The sequence below is a fragment of the Micromonospora kangleipakensis genome (assembly GCF_004217615.1).
Classification (GTDB): Bacteria; Actinomycetota; Actinomycetes; order Mycobacteriales; family Micromonosporaceae; genus Micromonospora; species Micromonospora kangleipakensis.
In genome coordinates this window covers 3,094,795-3,113,262 of record NZ_SHLD01000001.1, presented here as the reverse complement: position 1 = coordinate 3,113,262, position 18,468 = coordinate 3,094,795, and the positions used below count along the sequence as shown (strand labels likewise).

The window sequence follows — 18,468 nt, the reverse complement described above, 5'->3', positions numbered from 1 at the left end:
GGGCCGGACCGCCGGGGCGGTCAGCGGCTGTACGGGCGGACGTCCCAGAGCCACACGTCGTCGACCTGCCGGCCCGGCCCGTAGAGGGCGTCGAGCACGGTCCGCAGCGCGGCCCGGCGGTGGGTCCGGGGCAGCACCACGGCGTCCGCCTTCCAGTACCGCACGTCGGCGCGGGCCTGCGCGACGTCGGCCGGGTTGACGGCGGTGTCCCGCTGTCCGCGGGCGACCGCGGTGAGCAGTTTCGCCGTCGGCTGCGGGTCGACGCCCCACCGCCCGGTCGGGTCGGTGGCGGAGGCGGGCGCGAGGAAATATCCCTGCGGCACGGCGAAGTCGGCCAGCGCCGCCGTGCTCCAGTGCAGCGAGGTCATGTCGGCGACCGGCACCGGCACCAGGGTCCGCCCGGGGGCCACGTGTTCCCGCCAATGGCCGCTGGTCACGAAATCCGGCACCGGGGGCCGGCCGGTGGCCGGCAGCGGGGTCGGCAGAATCGGCAGCAGGGCGGCCAGCGCCACCACTGCGGCGAGCCCGCCGGCCAGCCGGCCCGCCGGCTGCGCCCGCAGCGCGGGGGCGGCGACCCGGTCGCCGGCGACGGCCAGCAGCACGCCGAGGGCGGCGGTGGTGATCAGGGCGAACCGGCCCGCCACCATCGAGTCGAACACCGGCAGGTTGTCCACCAGCGCGAACGGGGCGGGGACGGTCGTGCGCCTGGTGTCCCAGGTCCAGGTGGTGCCGACAGAGAGGACCGCCGAGACCACGGCGACCACGGCGAGCACCCGGACCACCACCTCCCGGCGCAGCCACCAGCCGGCAGCCAGCGCCAGCACGAGCAATGACCAGCCGTAGAAGCTGGCCTGCTCGGTGGCGTTGGGGGCCCAGCCCGAGGCGCTGGTCGGGCTGCCCGCAATCGACTCGGTGGCGTAGCGGACGTAGGAGCCGAGCTTGAGGGCGTACGCGTCCGGGTTGCCGGGGTGGCCGACGCGGTGCTGCGGCCCGGCGAACTGCATCCAGAGCGGGTACGCGGCGGCGAGCCCGACCAGCACCCCGGTGACGGCGAGGCCGGCGAGCAGCGGGCGGGCCCGGCGCAGCGCCTCCCGGGGGCGGGCGACCAGGAAGCCTACGACCACCATCGCGCAGCCCAGCGCGGTGAGGAAGAGGATCTCCAGGCTGACGAAGAACTGGGCGGTGACGAAGGCGCCGAGGACCAGGCCGTCGCGGACCACGTGCCCACCGCGGGCCAGCCGGACGACCCGCCAGAGGATGAACGGCACCAGCCACTGCGCGGTGATGTGCGGATGCCCGTTGCTGTGCGACACCAGGGCCGGGGCGAAGGCGCAGAACAGCCCGCCGACGAAGGCCGCCGCCCGGGAGGCCACCAGGTGCCGGGAGAGCACGTGGTACCAGGCGTAGCCGGTGCCGGCGAGGTTCAGCGTGATGAACAGCAGGTAGGAAAACGGCGCGCCGAAGAGCAGGGTGAACGGCGCCAGCACGAGGCCCGGGAGCTGCAGCCCGACGTTGGTCATCAGGTTGACCCCGGACGGGGCGTTCTGCAGCGTGGTGAAGAACGGGTTCTCCAGCTGGCTGACGGCGTGCGCCGCGTATGCCAGCATCCACTCGTTGAAGCCCTGGTCGTCGGGGCGGGCGCCGAGGAACCGGCCGTCCACGTCGAGCCAGCCGCGGGCGGTCACCCAGAGCGCCCCGGCAAGGTAGGCCAGAGCCACCAGAAGATCCACCCGCCGGAGGCGGGGCGGCGCGGCAGGTTCGGCGAGGGCGGCGTCCCTGCCGGTGTCGGCCGTCCGGTCCCCGCGCGTCGAGGCCGGCCCCGCGGCGGCGGTGCCCCCGGCAACGGCGTCGCTGGTGCCGGCCGGCGCCGGACCGGGGCGTTCGTCCGTCCGCGTGACGGTCGCGTTGGTCGCGTCCGCATCGCCCTGGGGCGCCGACGCGGCGCCGTGGGACGGGACAGGGTCATGGGCGCGGGCGCCGGGGGCGGTCATGAGGCGAGAGTCTACGAAAGCGACCGGCGGGCGCCCTGACGGCCTCTCCGCCGCCCACCTCCCGCGATCGACGCCATGTCGGTGACCTGGCGGGATCCACGGGCAAGGGACGCACCCCGACCTCGGCGACCGTGCCAGACCCACATGCCAGGGGCGGTCAGGCCTCCGCGCCGACCGGGGTCGACTCGGGCGCCCGCCGGGTGGCCGGCACCGGGCCGGGGCGGCCCGGCAACAGCCGGGAGTAGACCCCGTCGAGCACCCTCGCCTGCGCCTCCCAGGTCCACTCCTCGAGCAGCCCGGGCCGGTCGTAGACCGCCCGGTAGCGCTGGGGGTCGGCCAGGACCGCGCGGACCGCGCGGACGAAGTCGGCCACATCCTCGGCGCGGAACACTTCGCCCTGCCCCGTCGACCGCACCGTTCCCGCCATCGTCTTCACGTCGGAGACGACCAGCGGCAGCCGGGCGTGCGAGTACTCGAAGAACTTGGTGATCAGGGCGATCTCGTGGTTGGGCCAGTGGTGGATCGGGATCACGCCGGCGTCGGCGGCGGAGAGGAACGGCACCACCTGCCAGTGCGCGACGTAGGGCAGCGCGTGCACCCGGTCGGCCACGCCGAGCTTGGCCGCCCGGGCCAGCACACCCGAGACGTACGGGCCGGCCGGCTTGTTGACCACCAGCGCGACGTGCACGCCGGGCAGCTCCCGGAGCGCGTCGACCATGATGTCCAGGCCGCGCTGCTTGGCGGCGGCGCCGCTGTAGACCAGCAGCGGCACGTCGGGGCCGACGCCGCAGAGCGCCCGCAGGTCAGGCGCTGGCGCGTCGGGCACCAGCTCGCCGTGGTCCGCGGCCGGGGCGTTGAGCACCACGTCCGGCGTCTGGGTCAGCCCGTGCTCACGCTGCAGCAGCTCGGCCAAGCCGTCCGAGACGGTCATCACCGCGTCGGCGTACGGGGCGTACTCCCGTTCGTGCGCCCGGTGCGCCGGCAGCCACCGGCCGTTGTCCTGCCAGGGCTTGATGCCGGGGAGGAACTCGTGAGCGTCCCAGACCAGCTTGATCTCCCGCCCGGCGGCGGCCGCGCGGATCTTCGCCCGGGCGGCCACGCCCAGCATCCGGAAGTCGTTGGCGTGGATCAGGTCCGGCGCCAGCTCGTCGATCACCGGCCCGTACGCCAGCTCGTAGTCCCACAGCCCCGGCTCCAGCCGGCGCCAGGCGCGGTCGCCCTGCACGGTCTGCCAGAACCTGGTGTAGGCGCGGTCCCACGGGCTGCGCAGCTTGCGCCGGGTCCGCGCGTTGGTGAGCGACCAGTACCGCAGGGAGACCCACCTGCCGGTCGCCTTCGCGGCCAGCTCCTGGGCGGTCAGCGCCGCTTCGCGCAGCCCGCCACGGCCGGCGACCGCGAGCTGCGCCCGCCGCACGGCGAGGTCGGCCTGCCACGCCTTGACCGCCTGCGCGCGGTGGGCGGCGATCCCGGTGGGCGGGTATGCCAGCGGCCAGCGCAGCCAGGCCCTGCGGAACTCGTGCCGCCGCTTGGCCAGCGGATTCGGCATCTTCAAGAGGCGGACCTGGGCCTCGCCGAGCTGCCAGTGCCGTTCCTCACCGACCGGGGAGCGGCCGAGCAGGATGACCTCCCAGCCGGCGTCGGCCGCCGAGCGGGCGGCCTTCTGCACCCGGGAGTCACCGTTGACCCCGTTGTCGACCAACATGACGACCCGACCACGCGCGTGTGGCCGGGCGGCAGCCCCGTCAAATGCCATCGTGCCCGTATCCGCCTCTCTGCGGGCTCTGGTGCGTTTCGGAGTGGTTCGTACCGGAGCGCGGCCGCCAGGTTCGGCGCGGAGCCCCGCCCAACGAGCCTCCGCGAGTCTACGACAGGACAGCGCCCACCCACCGCCGCCTCACCCTCGGCCGGGCGCCCCGTCGCCGTCCGTCCGCTGCCACCGCGTCTCTGCAGCTCAGTGACGTCGGACACGACTCGACGGGCGAGGTTCCCGGCGAGGGGTCAGAAGAAGTTGTTGTAGAGCCCCTGAATCAACACCGCCTGTCCGACCGACAGCAGCACCAGGCCGGCGACCACGGCCCCACGTAGCCAGCGCCGGCCGAACCCGGCGGTCCACCGGTCGACGACCAGCCCGGCCGTGGCGGCGACCAGTGGGTACAGGAACGTCCAGGTCCGCTCGACCTCGCCGGGGCGCAGCTTGGTCAGCTCGGATGGCAGCGCGGCCCACAGGACCATGAAGAGGACCAGCACCACCAGGAGCAGCGGCCGGCGGGCGCCGGGCACCCGGCGGAACAGCCCGGCGACCCCGAGGGCGGCCAGCGGCAGGCCGGCGTAGATCAGCCACGCGGCCGGGCTCGCCACCATCCAGTACGTGGTGGAGTAGCCAGAGACCCGGGGTGAGGCCTGGTACGAGGCGAGGACGTCGAAGCCGAGCGTCAGCCAGGCCAGGCCCAGCACGGCGGCCCCGCCGGCCGCGGCGGCGCCGAGCAGCCGCGCCCCGGTGCGGACCCCGGTCTGGATCACCACGGCCACCGCCGCCGAGATGACGATGAAGGAGGTGGCGAACGTCATCAGGGTGCCCAGGCCCAGCACCGCACCGGCGGCCGCCGCGACCGGCACCGATCGCCGGTGCACGGCGAGCACGAAGAGCGCCACGCTCATGGTCATCGGCACCGCGAAGACGGTGTCGAGGTTGCTGTAGGCCAGCATCAGCGGCCCCGGGGCGGCAGCGAACAGCACCGCGCCGATCCGGCCCGCCCGCTCCCCGCCGAGTGTGCGACCGATCAGCCAGGTAGCGACCGCCGAGCTGGACGCCACAACGGCGATGACGACAGCGATCCACATCTCGTGCGAGGCGCCGAAGATCCGGAACAGCAGGTAGAGGAAGACCAGCACGCCGGCCGGGTGGGTCCGGGAGTTGTACGAGTGGAACAATTCGCTCAGCTCCGCGTGCCGCTCGACGAAGTCGCGCAGCCCGAGCTCGTAGACGAAGTGCAGATCCGAGGTGTAGTAGGGCGACTTCGGGCCGGTCGAGATGCCCCGGGTGAGGTCGCCGACCTCGCCCCGGACCAGGGCGATCGTGGTGGCGGCTGCCGCCCCGGCCAGCACCACCAGGAGCAGGGCGGCCCAGGTGGGCAGGCGGCGCCACGAGGTGATCAGCCAGGCGACTCCGGCGAGCAACACACCGGCGGGGATCACCCAGAGCGCCAGTTCGTCCCAGATCGGAATGAACTTTCCGTAGATGGGCCGCCGAGCGAAATAGCCCCATCCGAGCGGCGGCAGGGTCTGGCTCCACCACCAGAAGGCGTAGAGGCCGGCGCCGACGGCCGCCATTGCGAGCACCGGCCACCAGCGCCAGCGCGGCGCGGCCGCCTCCCTGACCTCCGGGCGGGACGCAGCCAGCACGGTGGTGACGGACCCGCCCTGCCCGTCGCCGCCTGCGGCCACGTCGTCAGCGCGCCGTTCGTCCACGTCAGCTCCCCTGTCATCGAATGGTGGTGCCGACCCACCAGCACCACCGGTCACTCGGCGCTGAACACTGTAGGGGACCGAGCTGGGCAGCGGGGAACGTCAACCACTCTGCGTCGATGTCCACGGCGGCTCGGCCCGCCGGCCCGGTCCGGCCGGGTGTCCCACGCGGCGCTCCGCCACCCGGTCGAGCGCCGCGTCGAGCGCGCCGAACACCAGGAGCAGCAGGCTGATCCGCAGGTAGAGCGATTCCTGGATGCCGAACCGACCGAACTCCCCCGCCGACAGCATCAGGCTGGCCACGACGCTGGCGAGGCTGGCGAGGCTGACCGCCATACCGAGCACGCCGGCCATCATCAGCCGGCGTCGGTGCCGCCACGCCCCGGCGGCCGAGCCGGCGAGCAGTGCCAGCAGGCCGACGGCGGCGAGCAGCGCCAGCGCCAGCGCCAGCCGCGGTACGGGTGCCCCACCCGGCGGACGTTCCAGGAGGTCTGGGCGGTCACCCGCTCCAGCGGCGGGCAGACCGGCATGCCGAGCTCTTCGTAGCCGCATCCGCCGGTCGTCCATCACCCCGCGTCCGGTAGAGGAACGTCAGCCCGGCCACCACCGCCCGCCGATGCGGACGGCTGCGTCGGGCGAGCCCGGCGAGGACCAGCAGGACCAGCCCGACGAACAGCAGCACGTCCTGCCGCGTGAACATCCACCAGAGGGCGGTCACCGGCATCGCGGCGGCGGCGACCACGGAGCGGGTCCGCACCCAGATCGCCAGCAGTCCGAACGTGAGGAGGCCCATTCCCCCACAGTCGCGGGGCGTGCCCGGTGAAGGAGAGGGTGGCGGTGGGATCGGGTCGATCCAGCATCCCGGCGTACGACCGGGAGTCGAAGGTGCGGAACGGCTCCGCCCGGGCCGCTATGCTCGTCCGGGCGGCGACGTACGCGACCACCAGCGCGGGGAGGACGAGCTGCCGCGGCCGCCCGGGAAACCTCAGCCGCAGCTTGTCGGCTACGGGAGGACGGCCTCCCGTAGCTGGTTCGGCGACAACCTGTCGCTCAGTGGCCACGGGCGGTCCTCATGCTCTCGGGGAGAGCGGCCTTGCCGCCGTGCGGCAGGACGACGCGGTGTTAGCCTAAGCCGCCTCCAACCCGACGAGACGGACACCACGCCCGATCTGACTCCTGGTCAGCGGGGTGCCGACGGTCGTCGACGGCCGATGCGGTGAACTGGGGGCGCTGGGGCCGCACCGGCCGACCGCGGACAGGAAAATCGGAGGAACCATCCAGATGAAGGTCGTCAGCATCGTCGGGGCCCGGCCGCAGCTGGTCAAACTCGCGCCGATCGCAGCGGCGTTCGCCGCCACCGACCATGAGCACGTCATCGTGCACACCGGCCAGCATTACGACGCGGACCTCTCCGACGTCTTCTTCTCCGGTCTGGGCATTCCCGACCCGGACGTGCACCTGGGCATCGGCTCGGGCAGCCACGGCGTGCAGACCGGCCGGACCCTGGCCGCCCTCGACCCGGTGCTGGCCGAGGAGAAGCCCGACTGGGTGCTGGTCTACGGCGACACCAACTCGACGCTGGCGGGCGCGCTCTCCGCGGTCAAGATGCACCTGCCCGTCGCCCACCTGGAGGCCGGACTGCGCTCGTTCAACCGGCAGATGCCCGAGGAGCACAACCGGGTGCTCACCGACCACTGCGCGGACCTGCTGCTCGCCCCCACGGAGGAGGCGATGCGGCACCTGGCCGCCGAAGGGCTGGCCAAGCGGGCGGTGCTGGCCGGTGACGTGATGGTCGACGTCTGCCTGCGGGTCCGCGAAACCGTGCTCGCCACCGGGCACCCCCGCCCCGAGCTGCCCGAGGGGATCGACCCGGACGCGCCCTACCTGCTCGCCACGCTGCACCGGGCGGAGAACACCGACGACCCCCAGCGGCTCGCCATGCTGGTCGCCGCCCTGGCCGACCTGCCCGTGCCGGTCGCCCTGCTGGCCCACCCCCGGCTGCTGGCCCGGGCCGAGGAGCACGGCATCAAGCTGGCCGGCGGGTCGCTGCACGTCGGGCGGCCGCTGCCGTACGCCGGCATGGTCGCCGCGGTGCTCGGCTCGGTCGGCGTCGTGACCGACTCGGGTGGCCTGCAGAAGGAGGCGTACCTGCTCGACCGGCCGTGCACCACGCTGCGGCCGGAGACCGAGTGGGTGGAGACCCTGCACGACGGCTGGAACCGGCTCGTCCCGGACCCGACCGCGCTGGGCCGGTCGGGCTGGCTGGAGACGGTGACCCGGCCTGCGCCGAGCGCCACCCGGGGCACCCCGTACGGCGACGGCCGGGCGGCCCGGAACGTGGTGCGGATCCTCGCCGAGCACGCCCGCTGAGCCGGAGACGACGTCCGGGGGGTGGTCGCGACTGCGGCCACCCCCCGATTCGTCTGCGCCGTCAGGGCCGCGACGCCAGCTCGGCGACCGGGGGCGGGTCGAGCGAGGTGGTGGCGATCGCGTGGGGGAAGCGGCGGGCCAGCTTCCAACCGAGCGTCACCGAGAGCGCGTCGGAGGCCACGATCATGTCCACGTTGTCGAGGCCGAACGCCGGCAGGCGCTTGTCGAAGATCCGGGACAGCACCAGCGGCCGGAAGTTGGCGTAGGTCTTCATGAAGACCCGGCGGTGGAACGCCCTGCTCACCCGCGTGTGCCCGCGGCTCAGGACGCGCACCGGGCGGCCGGCGGCACCGTCCCCGGTGAGCCGGCCGAGCCCGTTGAGCACCTTCTCCGGGGCCCGGGTGACCAGGATCCGCTCGACCCGCAGCACCGGGTGCCGCTTCTCCGCGCCGTTGAGGGCGAGAACACGCAGACCGGGACGGTCGGCGAAGTCGGCCCAGTTCTTGTCGCTGAGCACCAGCAGGTCGACCCGGGCGCCCTCGTCGAGCAGCCGCTCGGCCAGCGCCACGACCCGGTCGTGCGGACGCATGTTGAACGAGAGCAGCAGCACTCTCGGTTGCCGATCGACCGCCACCTCTGCAGACCTCTCCTCGTGTTCCTGGACGGTGGTCACGATGCCGTCCCTCCACCCGCGACGCTCCGCTTGACCATGCCGCGCAGCCGCGCCTCCAGCGGGGTGGTCACCGCCTCCCGGGTGAAGGTGGCGGCGTGCGCCCGGGCCACGGCCCGCTGCTCCGGGGACATGTCCCGGGCGGCCTTGCCGGCGGCGATCATCGCCTCGGCGATGTCGTTCACGTCCAGGCTGTTGGGGTTGAACCAGAGTGGATAGCCGGCGAGCACATCCTGGGCGGCGATGCCGGGGGCGTGCACCGACACGATCGGGCTGCCGCTGGCCATGTACTCGAAGATCTTGCCCGAGGTGACGTACCGGGCACCGCCGGCGAGGAAGACCAGGACGTCGCTGTCCTGGTAGACCGCGCCGACCTCGGTCTTGGAGACCGGGCCGCGGTAGTGGATGCCGGTGTCCGGCACGGAGCGCCCATGCTCCCCGCCGGGCAGTCCGAGCCGGCCCATCAGCTCGGCCTGGCTCTGCTTGAAATAGCCCAGGTGACCGTAGATGTTCAGCTCGGCGTCGGCCAGGTCAGGGTGGCGGCGGGCCAGCTCGAAGGCCTCGGCCAGCTGCTCGACCGGCTGGGTGTTGTTCATGGTGCCGAGGAAGCTGAAGCGCAGCGGGCGGGAGTCGTCCTGAGGCGTCGTGGCGCCGCCCGGCTCCAGCTGGGTGAGCAGGTCCGGGTCCCAGCCGTTCGGCACGACCATCATCCGGTCCGCCGAGTCCGGGTAGCGCTCGGCGTACCAGGTCCGCAGCGCCTGGTTCACGAAGATCGACGCGGAGGCGTCGCGCATGATGCGCTTCTCCCACTTCCAGGCCGGGTGGTCCGGCTCGTACGCGTCCTCCTCGGTGAACATGTTCAGCGTCCAGGCGTCCCGGTAGTCGACCGCGAACGGCACGCCGGTGATCTTGTGGATCACCCAGGCGGCGGCGAACGACGCGAACGGGTTGCCGGTGGCCAGCACCACGTCGAACCGGCGCCGGGCGTGCATCTTCAGCGCCTTGCGGACCGCCGCGGCAGCCCAGGAGAGGTAGTGCTCGGGGAAGATCTTCTTGAGCCCGAAGTTGTAGATGTTGCGGGCCAGGATCGGGGACATGCCCCGGAACCGGCTGAAGTGCCGCAGGTCACGTTCCCAAGCGAAGTGGCTCAGGTTGGGTCGCTCCACCTGGATGCTCGGGTCCACCGTCTCGGCGAGCTGCTCGTCCACCGAGCCGATGACCTTGTGCAGAAACTTCAACGGCGAGGCGAACGCCGTGACCTCCCACCCGTGCGCCGCCAGGTAGTTGGCGGTGGCGCGGGCGCGGTAGACCCCGCTGGCCCGCGACGGCGGGAAGTAGAACGACAGGTAGAGAATGCGTGGTCGGCGCGGTTCCCGCGTCCGATTCATGAGTTGTCCCCCTGGACGGCATCCGGAACTGACCGGTGCTGACGTTTCGGCCCCTCACCAGAGTAGTCGTAGCTGAAGCAGACCCTCGGCGCCGACGCGGCGGGAGCGCCGGTCACCAGGCGGGCGGCGTACGGCATCGCCACCGGATCCGTGACAACCAACACGTCCACCGGCCTACCCCGCCGGACCAGCGCGTCCACCAGCCTGGGACGGGCGTCACCCCGCATCCGGAGGAAGGCCCGGTGCGCCCGTGCGGCGATCCGTCGCTCGTACGACTTCTCCGCCCGCTTGGCGAGGCGGCGCAGTGGACCACGGCCGACCGTCCGCAGCACCTTGCGGGGCGCCTTGTACAGCACGGCCTGCTCGACTCGCAGCGCCGGCTGGCGCTGCTCGAGCCGGGCCAGCTCGACGACCGTCACGCCCGACGCGAAGGTCTCCCTGGTCCAGGTCGCGGCCCGGTCCACGACCACCGTCGCCGCGCCGCCGTCGGCGACGACCTGCGCCGACTCCTCCACCACCGCGCGCCGTCGGGTCCCCCCGACGGACAGGAAAAGAACGTGCATCTCACTCCATCAGCTGTGGTCGCGTCGGCTCAGGCCGGCGGGGCCGCCTCGTCGGAGAACCAGAGACGGTGGTGGGTGCGGGCGACCGCACTGTACCCGTACCGGTCGGCCAGCACCTTGCGGGCGAGTGCAGAGTCGAGAGCGTGCGGGAGCCGGGAACGCAGCGTCCGGTAGCCGGCCACGATGGTCTCGGGATCGTCCGTCACGTCGATCATGACCCCGGCCGCATCCTCGACGCCGGCCAGCGTCCGCTCCGGGCCGCCGCAGCGGGTGACCAGGATCGGCAGCCCGGCGGCGACCGCCTCGATCACCGCGACGCCGAAGGTCTCCCTCCGGCTCGGATGCACCAGCAGGTCGTGCTGGCGCATCAGGCGCAGCGCCTCGTCCGGCGGGATCGCGCCGGTGAAGGTGACCGCGTCGGCCACCCCCAGCTCGGCCGCCCGCGCGGTCAGGCCGGCCTGGAGCACCCCCTCACCGACCAGGGTGAGGGTGAGCGCGGGGTCGTCCGCCCGGCACCGGGCGAACGCCTCCAGCAGCAGGGGTACGCCCTTGAGCTCGGAGAGCGCGCCCACGAAGAGCCAGCGGCGCAGCTCGGTGACGGGCTCGGGCCTCGGCTGGTCGAAGGCGATCGGGTTGGAGATCGCGCCGATCCGCTCGGCGTGGTGCGGGAACGCCTCGACCAGCGGCCGGCGCACCCCCTCGCCGACGGCCAGGAAGCCGGTGCAGCGGTGCAGCACCTCGTCGTACATCTCCCGGCCGCGCGGTGTCTCCAGCACCTTGTCGAGGAAGCTGGCGTGCTCGGTGACGAAGATTTTCGCGTCGGGACGGGCGTTGCGGATCGCCGCCCAGCCACTGGGCAGCCCGACGTGCGCGTGGACCACCGGGGCGTCGATCGGGCGGCCGCCGAGGGCGGAGCGCAGCGCCACGTCGTGCCGGTCGGCGATCTCCGGGTGCCCCTGGCCGCGCGGTACCGGGACCGGCACGAAGACCAGCTCGGCCCCGCCCACGGTCGGGTTGCGGGGCAGCGCGTGCGGCATCAGCGCGCGGTGCGCGGCGAGGACCGCCCGGTCGGCGGGCTCGTCGAGCGCGGCCACCCAGGCGTCGCAGTGATAGACGGTCATCCGGTCGCAGCCGGGGGCGGTGGCGTCGACCATCGCTCGGACGAACGCACCCCGGAACGGGAGCTCCCGCGTCGGGTACCAAGGGGTGAGAACAGCGACGTCCCGGTCAGATGATGCAGGCACCCGAACCTTCCCTGCCGTTTTGTCCAGACCGATTGACGTTAACATGCACGCTGTCGATCACGCTCAGCCGGCCGCGCCCGGCGGGGCCCTACGCCAAGCGACCGGAGATGCCCCGTGACCCGAGACGGCCAGCCATGAAGGGCCCGCTGGATCCGGTGCTGCGCCGGGTCACCTCGCCCGCGGTCGTGCGCCACCGCGTCGCGGCCCGATTGCTGCGCGGGGTCGCTGCCGCGCCGGTGCTGCCGACCCGGGCCCGGGTCACCCTGGCGAAGCGGCTGCGGAGCGGGATGACCCGGGCCGGCTGGCCGCCGGCGGAGGCCCGGGCGGCGCTGGCCGCGGTGGCCCGCACGGTCGATCCCGACACCCGGGCGGACCTGCTCATGCAGGAGGCGACCGGCGAGCTCAAGGCCGGCCGGACGCCTCCGCACCTGACCGAGGCGGTCCGTGCCGAACTGGACGCGGCCGACGCCGCGTACGCCCGGGGCGACCGCCCGGCGGCGGCCCGGCGGCTGCACCGCGCGCTGCGCACGCTGTTCCACCGGGCCCTGCACTTCGACCACCTCACCTCGCCGCTGGCCGACGATTCGGCCGCGTTCCTCGCCCCGCTGCGGGACAGCGTGGTCGGCCGGCGCCTGCTGGCGCCGCGGGGCCGGTCCGTTCCGGCCGCGCCGGCCCCGACCGACCGGCCGCTGCGGCTGCTGCTGATGACCAACGGCAACGACCACTTCCTCCGGGAGATCCGGGACCGGTACGCCGACCACCCCGGCGTGGAGTTCCGCTACCTGCACCTCGCCGACGACCCGGTCGCCGCACCGCTGACCCGCCGGCCCGACGCGATGGCGGCGGACCCGGTGCTCGGCGGCTCGGAGTACGGCGAACAGGTGGAGCGGTGGCTGCGGCCGCACCTCGACTGGGCGGACACGCTCTTCGTGGACTGGGCGGTGGCGACCGCGGCGATGGTCACCCTGGTCGACCCCGGCGACACCCGGATCGTGGTGCGGCTGCACAGCTTCGAGGCGTTCAGCTTCTGGCCCCACCTGATCGACTTCACCCGGGTCGACGACGTGGTCTTCGTCTCCGACCACCTGCGGGACCTGGCCACGGCGGTCTCGCCCGACCTGGTCGGCGACCACGCACCCCGGCTGCACGTGATCAGCAACGCGATGGACCTGCACGCCTATCCGCGGCCGAAGGAGCCGTCCGCCCGGTTCACCCTCGGGCTGGTGGGGATCAGTGCCGTGGCCAAGGATCCGCGGTGGGCGATCGAGGTGCTCCGGCTGCTCCGGGCGGAGGACGAGCGCTACCGGCTGCTGCTGGTCGGCGACGGCCCCAACCCGGCGGCGGGCGAGGCGGTCCGGCAGTACCAGGAGGCGCTCGACGCCGACCTCGCCGAGCTGGAGCCGGCGGGCGCGGTGGTCCGGGTCGGCCAGGTCACCGACGTGCCGGAGGCGCTCACCGGGATCGGCGTCATCCTGAGCACCTCCGTCCGGGAGAGCTTCCACTGCGCGGTGGTGGAGGGGGCGGCGAGCGGCGCGGTGCCGGTGATCCGGGACTGGCCGTTCTTCGCGGCGCGGGAGCACGGCGCGCACACCCTCTTCCCGGCCGGCTGGGTGGTCCGCACCCCGGCGGAGGCGGCGGCCCTGATCCGGGCCGAGACCGCCGACGAGGGGCGCTGGCTGGCCGCCGGGAAGGCGGCCGCCGGGCACGCGATCGCGACCTGGGACTGGACCGTCACCCGCCGCGGGTTCGACGCGCTGCTCGGCCTGGACGACCCGACCGCTCGGTGACCGCGAAAAGGGCCGGACCGCCGTGCGGTCCGGCCCTTTTCGGGTACGTGTCGGGTCAGCCGACGGCGACCCGGCCGCTCCGCTCGCTGTTGTCCAGGGCGGACGAACCGACGTTGACCGTGACACCGTCGGAGGCGGACTCCAGCAGGCCCGCGGCCACCTGCACGGTACGCAGGCCCTGTCGCAGGGTGACGATGTCGCTCTGCTTGCCCTCGACCGCGTCGCGGAACCGCTCGTGCTCGACGAGCAGCGGCTCCCGCTTCGGGATCGCGTAGCGGACCATGTCGCCCTCGGCCACCCCGCGGAACGCGCGCAGCGCCTCCCACTCGGTGTCGATCGCGCCGTTGGCGTAGAAGGTCAGGTCGGCGGTAAGCGTGTCGGCGACGAAGCAGCCCCGGTCACCGGTGATCACCGTCGACCGCTCCTTGAGCGGGCTGAGCCAGTTGACCAGGTGGTTGACCATCGTGCCGTCGGTGAGCTGGCCGACGACGGCGACCATGTCCTCGTGCAGCCGGCCGCTGCGGGAGACCGTGCGGGCCGACACCGAGCTGTATTCCTGGCCGGTCACCCAGCTGGTCAGGTCGATGTCGTGGGTGGCCAGGTCCATCACCACGCCGACGTCGGCGATCCGGTGCGGGAACGGCCCCTGCCGCCGGGTGACGACCTGGAAGACCTCGCCCAGCTCGCCGGCCTCCAGCCTGGTACGCAGGTTCTGCAGGGCCGGGTTGTAGCGCTCGATGTGCCCGACGCCGGCCACCAGACCGGCGGCCTCGAAGGCCTCGACCAGCCGGGTCGCCGCGGCCACCGACTGGGCCAGCGGCTTCTCGATCAGCGCGCAGACACCGTTGGCCGCCAGCTCCAGGCCGACCTGCTCGTGCAGCGCGGTCGGGCAGGCGACCACGGCGTAGTCGATGCCCATGGCCAGCAGGTCACCGAGCTGCGGCACCACCGGGGCGCGCAGCGTGCCGGTCACGTCGCCGGCCGGGTCGACGATGCCGACCAGCTCGACGCCGTCCAGGTTGGACAGCACGCGGGCGTGGTTGCGCCCCATCGCGCCGAGGCCGATCAGGCCGGCGCGCAGCTTGCGTCCGCCGCTCATCGGGCACCCCCGGCGAGGTTGGCGGCCTCGGCGATCCGCTCGAGGTCGGCCTGGCTCAGCGACGGGTGGACCGGCAGCGAGACCACCTCGGCGGCGGCCCGCTCGGTCTCCGGCAGCTCCCACGGGCCGGGCTTGCCGTCCGCGGTGAGGTACGGCTTGAGCCGGTGGATCGGGGTCGGGTAGTAGACGGCATTGCCGATGCCCAGCTCGGTCAGGCGCGCCTGGGCGGCGTCCCGGTTGCCCCGCACCCGCACCGTGTACTGGTGGTAGACGTGCTTGGCCGCGTCCGCCACCGGCGGGGTGACCATGCCGGTGATGTTGGAGTCGAGGTACTTGGCGTTGGCCCGGCGCTGCTCGGTCCACTCGCCGAGCTGACCGAGCTGCACCCGGCCGATCGCGGCGGCCACGTCGGTCATCCGCATGTTGGCGCCGACGATCTCGTTGGCGTACCGCTGCTCCATGCCCTGGTTGCGCAGCAGCCGCAGGGTGCGGGCCAGCTCCGCGTCGGCGGTGGTGACCATGCCGCCCTCCAGGGAGTGCATGTTCTTCGTCGGGTAGAAGCTGAAGCAGCCGGCGGTGCCGAAGGCGCCGACCGGGGTGCCGTGCAGGCTGGCGCCGTGGGCCTGGGCGGCGTCCTCGACGACGGCGAGGCCGTGCTGCTCGGCGATGGCCATGATCCGGTCCATCGCGGCCGGGTGGCCGTACAGGTGCACCGGCATGATCGCGACGGTCCGCGGGGTGACCGCGGCGGCCACGGCCTCCGGGTCGACGCAGAAGCTGCCCGGCTCGATGTCCACGAAGACGGGCTCGGCGCCGACCAGCCGAACGGCGTTGGCGCTGGCGGCGAAGGAGAACGAGGGCACGATGACCTCGTCGCCCGGGCCGAAGCCGAGCGCCATCAGGGTGAGCTGGAGAGCGGACGTGCCGGAGTTGACGGCCACGCAGTGCCGGCCGCTGACCAGCTCGCCGAACTCCTCTTCGAACGCCGCGACCTCCGGGCCCTGCACGACCCGGCCGCTCCGCAGCACCCGGACAGCCGCCTCGATCTCGGCCTCACCGATGATCGGTCGTGCTGGGGGGATGAACTCTGAGTGCGGCCCAGCCATGGGGCTTCCTCCTGTCGACGATGTGCTCATTGGGGGGTTCCGGCTTCCGAGGGGGATAGTAGCTGGTTCACGTGAATTATCGCTGGTCGCCGCATTTGTCCGACCAGGCAGGTGGATCAACGTGCGTTCGGTGCGGCTGGTCGCGGACGACGGCGCCGGGGGTCAGATTTCCACCTCGTCGCGGACAGGCCCCACGCATGCTACCCGGAGCGCCGCGACGATCGCGGCGGCCATTCGGGGCACCTCGTCCATGCTCAGCGGCGCCCGGGCGATCGCCAGCCGCCAGTAGATCGGACCGACGATCAGGTCGACCGCGGCCCGCGGATCGGTCTCCGCGGCCAACTCTCCGCGTTCGACCGCCCGGCCGATCAGGATCCGGCCGACTGCCTGCTGGTAGTCGTCCAGGGCCAGCTGGAGCTTCTCGCCGATCTGCGGATTGCGGGCCGCCTCGGCCAGCAGGTCCGGGATGATCTGCGAGGCCAGCCGGTGCCGCAGCGCCCGGGCCATCACGTGCAGCAGGATCTCCAGATCGCCCAGGAGGCTGCCGGTGTCCAGCAGGGGCAGGTTGCGACCCGCCACCGCGGAGACCATGTCCAGCACCAGGTCGAGCTTCGAGCGCCAGCGGCGATAGATCGCCGTCTTGCTCACGCCGGCCCGGCGGGCCACCGCCTCGATCGAGAAACGGCCGTAGCCGACCTCGGCCAACTCCTGCATGACGGCAGCGCGGATGGCCGTGGTGATCTCGCCGCGCAGCACCGCCGCACCGGCCGGCGCACGCCTCTTCTCGGTCGTCACGTGGAACAATGTAGCGCAACGACGGTACGGTTGCGTCCCGACGTGTTTTGGACTACCTTCCACGCAGCAGCGAGGCGGCCTCGCCGCCCCGGCACGCTAGATTTCATCGCTGCGACACCTTCCCTTCACTGCTCCCCATCGGCACGAAAGATCGGAGCACCTGACCATGGCCAACACCGCGGTGGCCGACCCCGACTCCGGGCTGAGCCAGGCTCAGCTCGCCGAGCGGTACGGGCTGCGGATCGCCGGGGAACGCCCGCCCCTGGCCGACTACACCCGCAAGCTCTGGGCCTACCGGCACTTCATGACCGCGTACTCGCGGGCCAAGGTCGCCTCCTCGTTCAGCAACACCCAGCTCGGGCAGCTCTGGCAGGTGCTGACACCGCTGACCAACGCGGCGGTCTACTTCCTGATCTTCGGGCTGATCCTGAACCAGCACCGGAACGTGTCGAACTTCATCGCGTACCTCTGTACCGGTGTCTTCATCTTCATGTTCACCCAGACCGCGGTGACGAACGGCACCAGCGCGATCACCTCGAACCTGGGGCTGATCCGGGCGCTCCAGTTCCCCCGGGCGGCGCTGCCGATCACGGTCACCCTGGTCCAGTTCCAGCAGCTGCTGATGTCGATGGTCGTGCTGGCCGGCATCGTCCTGTTCACCGGCGAGCCGATCACCTTCCGCTGGCTGCTGATCGTCCCGACGCTGCTGCTCCAGACGGTGTTCAACGTCGGGCTGACCATGGTGATGGCCCGGGTCGGCGCGAAGGTCACCGACCTCAAGCAGGTCATGCCGTTCGTCATGCGCACCTGGCTGTACGCCTCCGGCGTGCTCTATCCGGTCGCACTGTTCCGGGAGCACCTGCCCCCGTGGGCGGCCACCATCCTGGAGGGCAACCCGGCGCTGGTCTACATCGAGCTGGCCCGGCACGCCCTGCTGGAGTCGAACCAGCAGAACCTGGTCTCCTCCCCCACCCAGCTGTGGCTGCTGGGGACCGCCTGGGCGGTACTGGTCGGCATCGGTGGGTTCATCTACTTCTGGCGCGGAGAAGAGGAGTACGGCCGTGGCTGAGCAGACCCAGGCGGCGGGCGCCGCCGTCGCGGCGGACACCGGACGCGTCCCCACCGTGGTGGTGGACGACGTGCACGTGGTCTACCGGGTCCACAAGGGGGCCACCGGTGGCGCCAGCCCGGTCTCCGCGCTCAAGCGCATCGTGAACCGGACCAACGCCCCGAACATCACCGAGGTGCACGCGGTCAAGGGGGTGAGCTTCACCGCGTACCAGGGTGAGGCCATCGGCCTGATCGGCAGCAACGGCTCCGGCAAGTCGACCCTGCTGCGGGCCATCGCCGGCCTGCTGCCGGTGAACAAGGGCGCGGTCTACACCCTGGGCCAGCCCTCGCTGCTCGGCGTGAACGCCGCGCTGCTCAACGACCTCTCCGGTGAGCGCAACGTGGTGCTCGGCTGCCTGGCCATGGGCATGCAGCCCGAGGAGGTCAAGCGGCTCGCCCCGGAGATCATCGAGTTCTCCGGGATCAACGAGCGGGGCGACTTCGCCTCGCTGCCGATGCGCACCTACTCCTCCGGCATGGGCGCCCGGCTGCGGTTCGCCATCGCCGCCGCGAAGAAGCACGACGTGCTGCTGATCGACGAGGCCCTCGCGACCGGTGACCGGAAGTTCCGTCGCCGCAGCGAGCAGCGGGTCCGCGAGCTGCGCGAGAGCGCCGGCACCGTGTTCCTGGTCAGCCACTCGCTCAGCTCGATCGTCGACACCTGCGAGCGGACGATCTGGCTGGAGAGCGGCGTGCTGAAGATGGACGGCCCGACCGACGAGGTCATCGCGGCGTACGAGAGCCAGCAGTAGGGCCGTGGAGCGCACCAGCCGGGCTGCCCGGTCGGTGCGCTCCGTCGTACGCGTTAAGGTTTTCTGGTTGCCGGCGAAAGTTCACCACCCGGTCATCCACCCGTAAACCCACCATCCCCCGCAGAAGT

The 18,468-nt window shown here is 72.6% G+C and carries 16 protein-coding genes; 4 read left to right on the top strand and 12 right to left on the bottom strand.

Annotated features, from left to right (window positions below):
* Positions 1-20: 20 nt before the first annotated feature.
* The 5 genes from EV384_RS14960 to EV384_RS14940 form a co-directional block, all read right to left on the bottom strand.
* Positions 21-1,991 (bottom strand): DUF6311 domain-containing protein, encoded by a 1,971-nt coding sequence (locus tag EV384_RS14960; protein ID WP_242624069.1) that lies wholly within the window; start codon positions 1,989-1,991, stop codon positions 21-23.
* Positions 1,992-2,148: 157 nt separating this feature from the next.
* Positions 2,149-3,693, bottom strand: coding sequence for a glycosyltransferase family 4 protein (locus tag EV384_RS14955; RefSeq protein ID WP_130333898.1), 1,545 nt, complete (start codon positions 3,691-3,693; stop codon positions 2,149-2,151).
* A 296-nt stretch (positions 3,694-3,989) separates the two neighbouring features.
* Positions 3,990-5,459 (bottom strand): glycosyltransferase family 39 protein, encoded by a 1,470-nt coding sequence (locus EV384_RS14950; protein WP_130333896.1) that lies wholly within the window; start codon positions 5,457-5,459, stop codon positions 3,990-3,992.
* Between the two features lie 99 nt (positions 5,460-5,558).
* Complete coding sequence (locus EV384_RS14945) at positions 5,559-6,008, bottom strand: hypothetical protein (RefSeq protein ID WP_130333894.1); 450 nt, start codon at positions 6,006-6,008, stop codon at positions 5,559-5,561.
* Complete coding sequence (locus tag EV384_RS14940; RefSeq protein WP_130333892.1) at positions 5,956-6,249, bottom strand: hypothetical protein; 294 nt, start codon at positions 6,247-6,249, stop codon at positions 5,956-5,958. The genes EV384_RS14945 and EV384_RS14940 overlap by 53 nt, the downstream gene beginning before the upstream one ends.
* Positions 6,250-6,737: 488 nt before the next feature.
* Between EV384_RS14940 and wecB the strand changes: the two genes are divergently transcribed.
* Positions 6,738-7,826 carry a non-hydrolyzing UDP-N-acetylglucosamine 2-epimerase gene (wecB, locus tag EV384_RS14935; RefSeq protein ID WP_130333890.1) on the top strand — a complete coding sequence of 363 codons (1,089 nt, stop codon included), beginning with the start codon at positions 6,738-6,740 and terminating at the stop codon, positions 7,824-7,826.
* A 61-nt stretch (positions 7,827-7,887) separates the two neighbouring features.
* Here wecB and EV384_RS14930 read toward each other — a convergent pair whose 3' ends face one another.
* From EV384_RS14930 to EV384_RS14915, 4 genes are read right to left on the bottom strand one after another with little or no spacing between them, the layout of a single operon-like run.
* Positions 7,888-8,499 (bottom strand): hypothetical protein, encoded by a 612-nt coding sequence (locus EV384_RS14930; RefSeq protein ID WP_130333888.1) that lies wholly within the window; start codon positions 8,497-8,499, stop codon positions 7,888-7,890.
* Entirely contained in the window at positions 8,496-9,884 is a 1,389-nt protein-coding gene (locus EV384_RS14925; RefSeq protein ID WP_165439942.1) for a glycosyltransferase, read from the bottom strand. Before EV384_RS14925 ends, EV384_RS14930 begins: the two co-directional genes overlap by 4 nt.
* Positions 9,881-10,447: a hypothetical protein gene (locus EV384_RS14920; protein WP_130333886.1), complete on the bottom strand. Its 567-nt coding sequence runs from the start codon at positions 10,445-10,447 to the stop codon at positions 9,881-9,883. Before EV384_RS14920 ends, EV384_RS14925 begins: the two co-directional genes overlap by 4 nt.
* Before the next feature lie 29 nt (positions 10,448-10,476).
* Positions 10,477-11,601, bottom strand: a complete 1,125-nt coding sequence (locus EV384_RS14915; RefSeq protein WP_130333884.1) for a glycosyltransferase — start codon at positions 11,599-11,601, stop codon at positions 10,477-10,479.
* 224 nt (positions 11,602-11,825) lie between these two features.
* On the opposite strand from EV384_RS14915, the gene EV384_RS14910 reads away from it, so the two are divergent.
* The gene (locus EV384_RS14910; protein WP_242624068.1) at positions 11,826-13,478 is read left to right on the top strand and encodes a glycosyltransferase; all 1,653 of its coding nucleotides are present in this window, start codon (positions 11,826-11,828) and stop codon (positions 13,476-13,478) included.
* Positions 13,479-13,533: 55 nt separating this feature from the next.
* Here the strand turns inward: EV384_RS14910 and EV384_RS14905 are convergent, their stop codons facing one another.
* From EV384_RS14905 to EV384_RS14895, 3 genes are all read right to left on the bottom strand, one after another.
* A complete protein-coding gene (locus tag EV384_RS14905; RefSeq protein ID WP_130333880.1) occupies positions 13,534-14,577 on the bottom strand; it encodes a Gfo/Idh/MocA family protein in 1,044 nt (347 codons plus the stop codon).
* Positions 14,574-15,683 (bottom strand): DegT/DnrJ/EryC1/StrS family aminotransferase, encoded by a 1,110-nt coding sequence (locus EV384_RS14900; protein ID WP_130333878.1) that lies wholly within the window; start codon positions 15,681-15,683, stop codon positions 14,574-14,576. Before EV384_RS14900 ends, EV384_RS14905 begins: the two co-directional genes overlap by 4 nt.
* 162 nt (positions 15,684-15,845) lie before the next feature.
* Positions 15,846-16,478, bottom strand: coding sequence for a TetR/AcrR family transcriptional regulator (locus tag EV384_RS14895; protein ID WP_130333876.1), 633 nt, complete (start codon positions 16,476-16,478; stop codon positions 15,846-15,848).
* 166 nt (positions 16,479-16,644) lie between these two features.
* Here EV384_RS14895 and EV384_RS14890 point away from each other — a divergent pair, with 166 nt between their 5' ends.
* Both EV384_RS14890 and EV384_RS14885 read left to right on the top strand, forming a co-directional pair.
* Positions 16,645-17,547 carry an ABC transporter permease gene (locus EV384_RS14890; RefSeq protein ID WP_130333874.1) on the top strand — a complete coding sequence of 301 codons (903 nt, stop codon included), beginning with the start codon at positions 16,645-16,647 and terminating at the stop codon, positions 17,545-17,547.
* Positions 17,540-18,340: an ABC transporter ATP-binding protein gene (locus EV384_RS14885; RefSeq protein ID WP_130333872.1), complete on the top strand. Its 801-nt coding sequence runs from the start codon at positions 17,540-17,542 to the stop codon at positions 18,338-18,340. The genes EV384_RS14890 and EV384_RS14885 overlap by 8 nt, the downstream gene beginning before the upstream one ends.
* Positions 18,341-18,468 lie beyond the last annotated feature (128 nt).

Bases quoted from the DNA above. Each gene is read 5' to 3' on its own strand.
- EV384_RS14960 (WP_242624069.1), bottom strand. From the start codon at position 1,991: ATGACCGCCCCCGGCGCCCGCGCCCATGACCCTGTCCCGTCCCACGGC.
- EV384_RS14955 (WP_130333898.1), bottom strand. From the start codon at position 3,693: ATGTTGGTCGACAACGGGGTCAACGGTGACTCCCGGGTGCAGAAGGCC.
- EV384_RS14945 (WP_130333894.1), bottom strand. From the start codon at position 6,008: ATGCGGCTACGAAGAGCTCGGCATGCCGGTCTGCCCGCCGCTGGAGCG.
- EV384_RS14940 (WP_130333892.1), bottom strand. From the start codon at position 6,249: ATGGGCCTCCTCACGTTCGGACTGCTGGCGATCTGGGTGCGGACCCGC.
- wecB (WP_130333890.1), top strand. From the start codon at position 6,738: ATGAAGGTCGTCAGCATCGTCGGGGCCCGGCCGCAGCTGGTCAAACTC.
- EV384_RS14925 (WP_165439942.1), bottom strand. From the start codon at position 9,884: ATGAATCGGACGCGGGAACCGCGCCGACCACGCATTCTCTACCTGTCG.
- EV384_RS14920 (WP_130333886.1), bottom strand. From the start codon at position 10,447: ATGCACGTTCTTTTCCTGTCCGTCGGGGGGACCCGACGGCGCGCGGTG.
- EV384_RS14915 (WP_130333884.1), bottom strand. From the start codon at position 11,601: ATGGTCGACGCCACCGCCCCCGGCTGCGACCGGATGACCGTCTATCAC.
- EV384_RS14910 (WP_242624068.1), top strand. From the start codon at position 11,826: ATGAAGGGCCCGCTGGATCCGGTGCTGCGCCGGGTCACCTCGCCCGCG.
- EV384_RS14905 (WP_130333880.1), bottom strand. From the start codon at position 14,577: ATGAGCGGCGGACGCAAGCTGCGCGCCGGCCTGATCGGCCTCGGCGCG.
- EV384_RS14900 (WP_130333878.1), bottom strand. From the start codon at position 15,683: ATGGCTGGGCCGCACTCAGAGTTCATCCCCCCAGCACGACCGATCATC.
- EV384_RS14890 (WP_130333874.1), top strand. From the start codon at position 16,645: ATGGCCAACACCGCGGTGGCCGACCCCGACTCCGGGCTGAGCCAGGCT.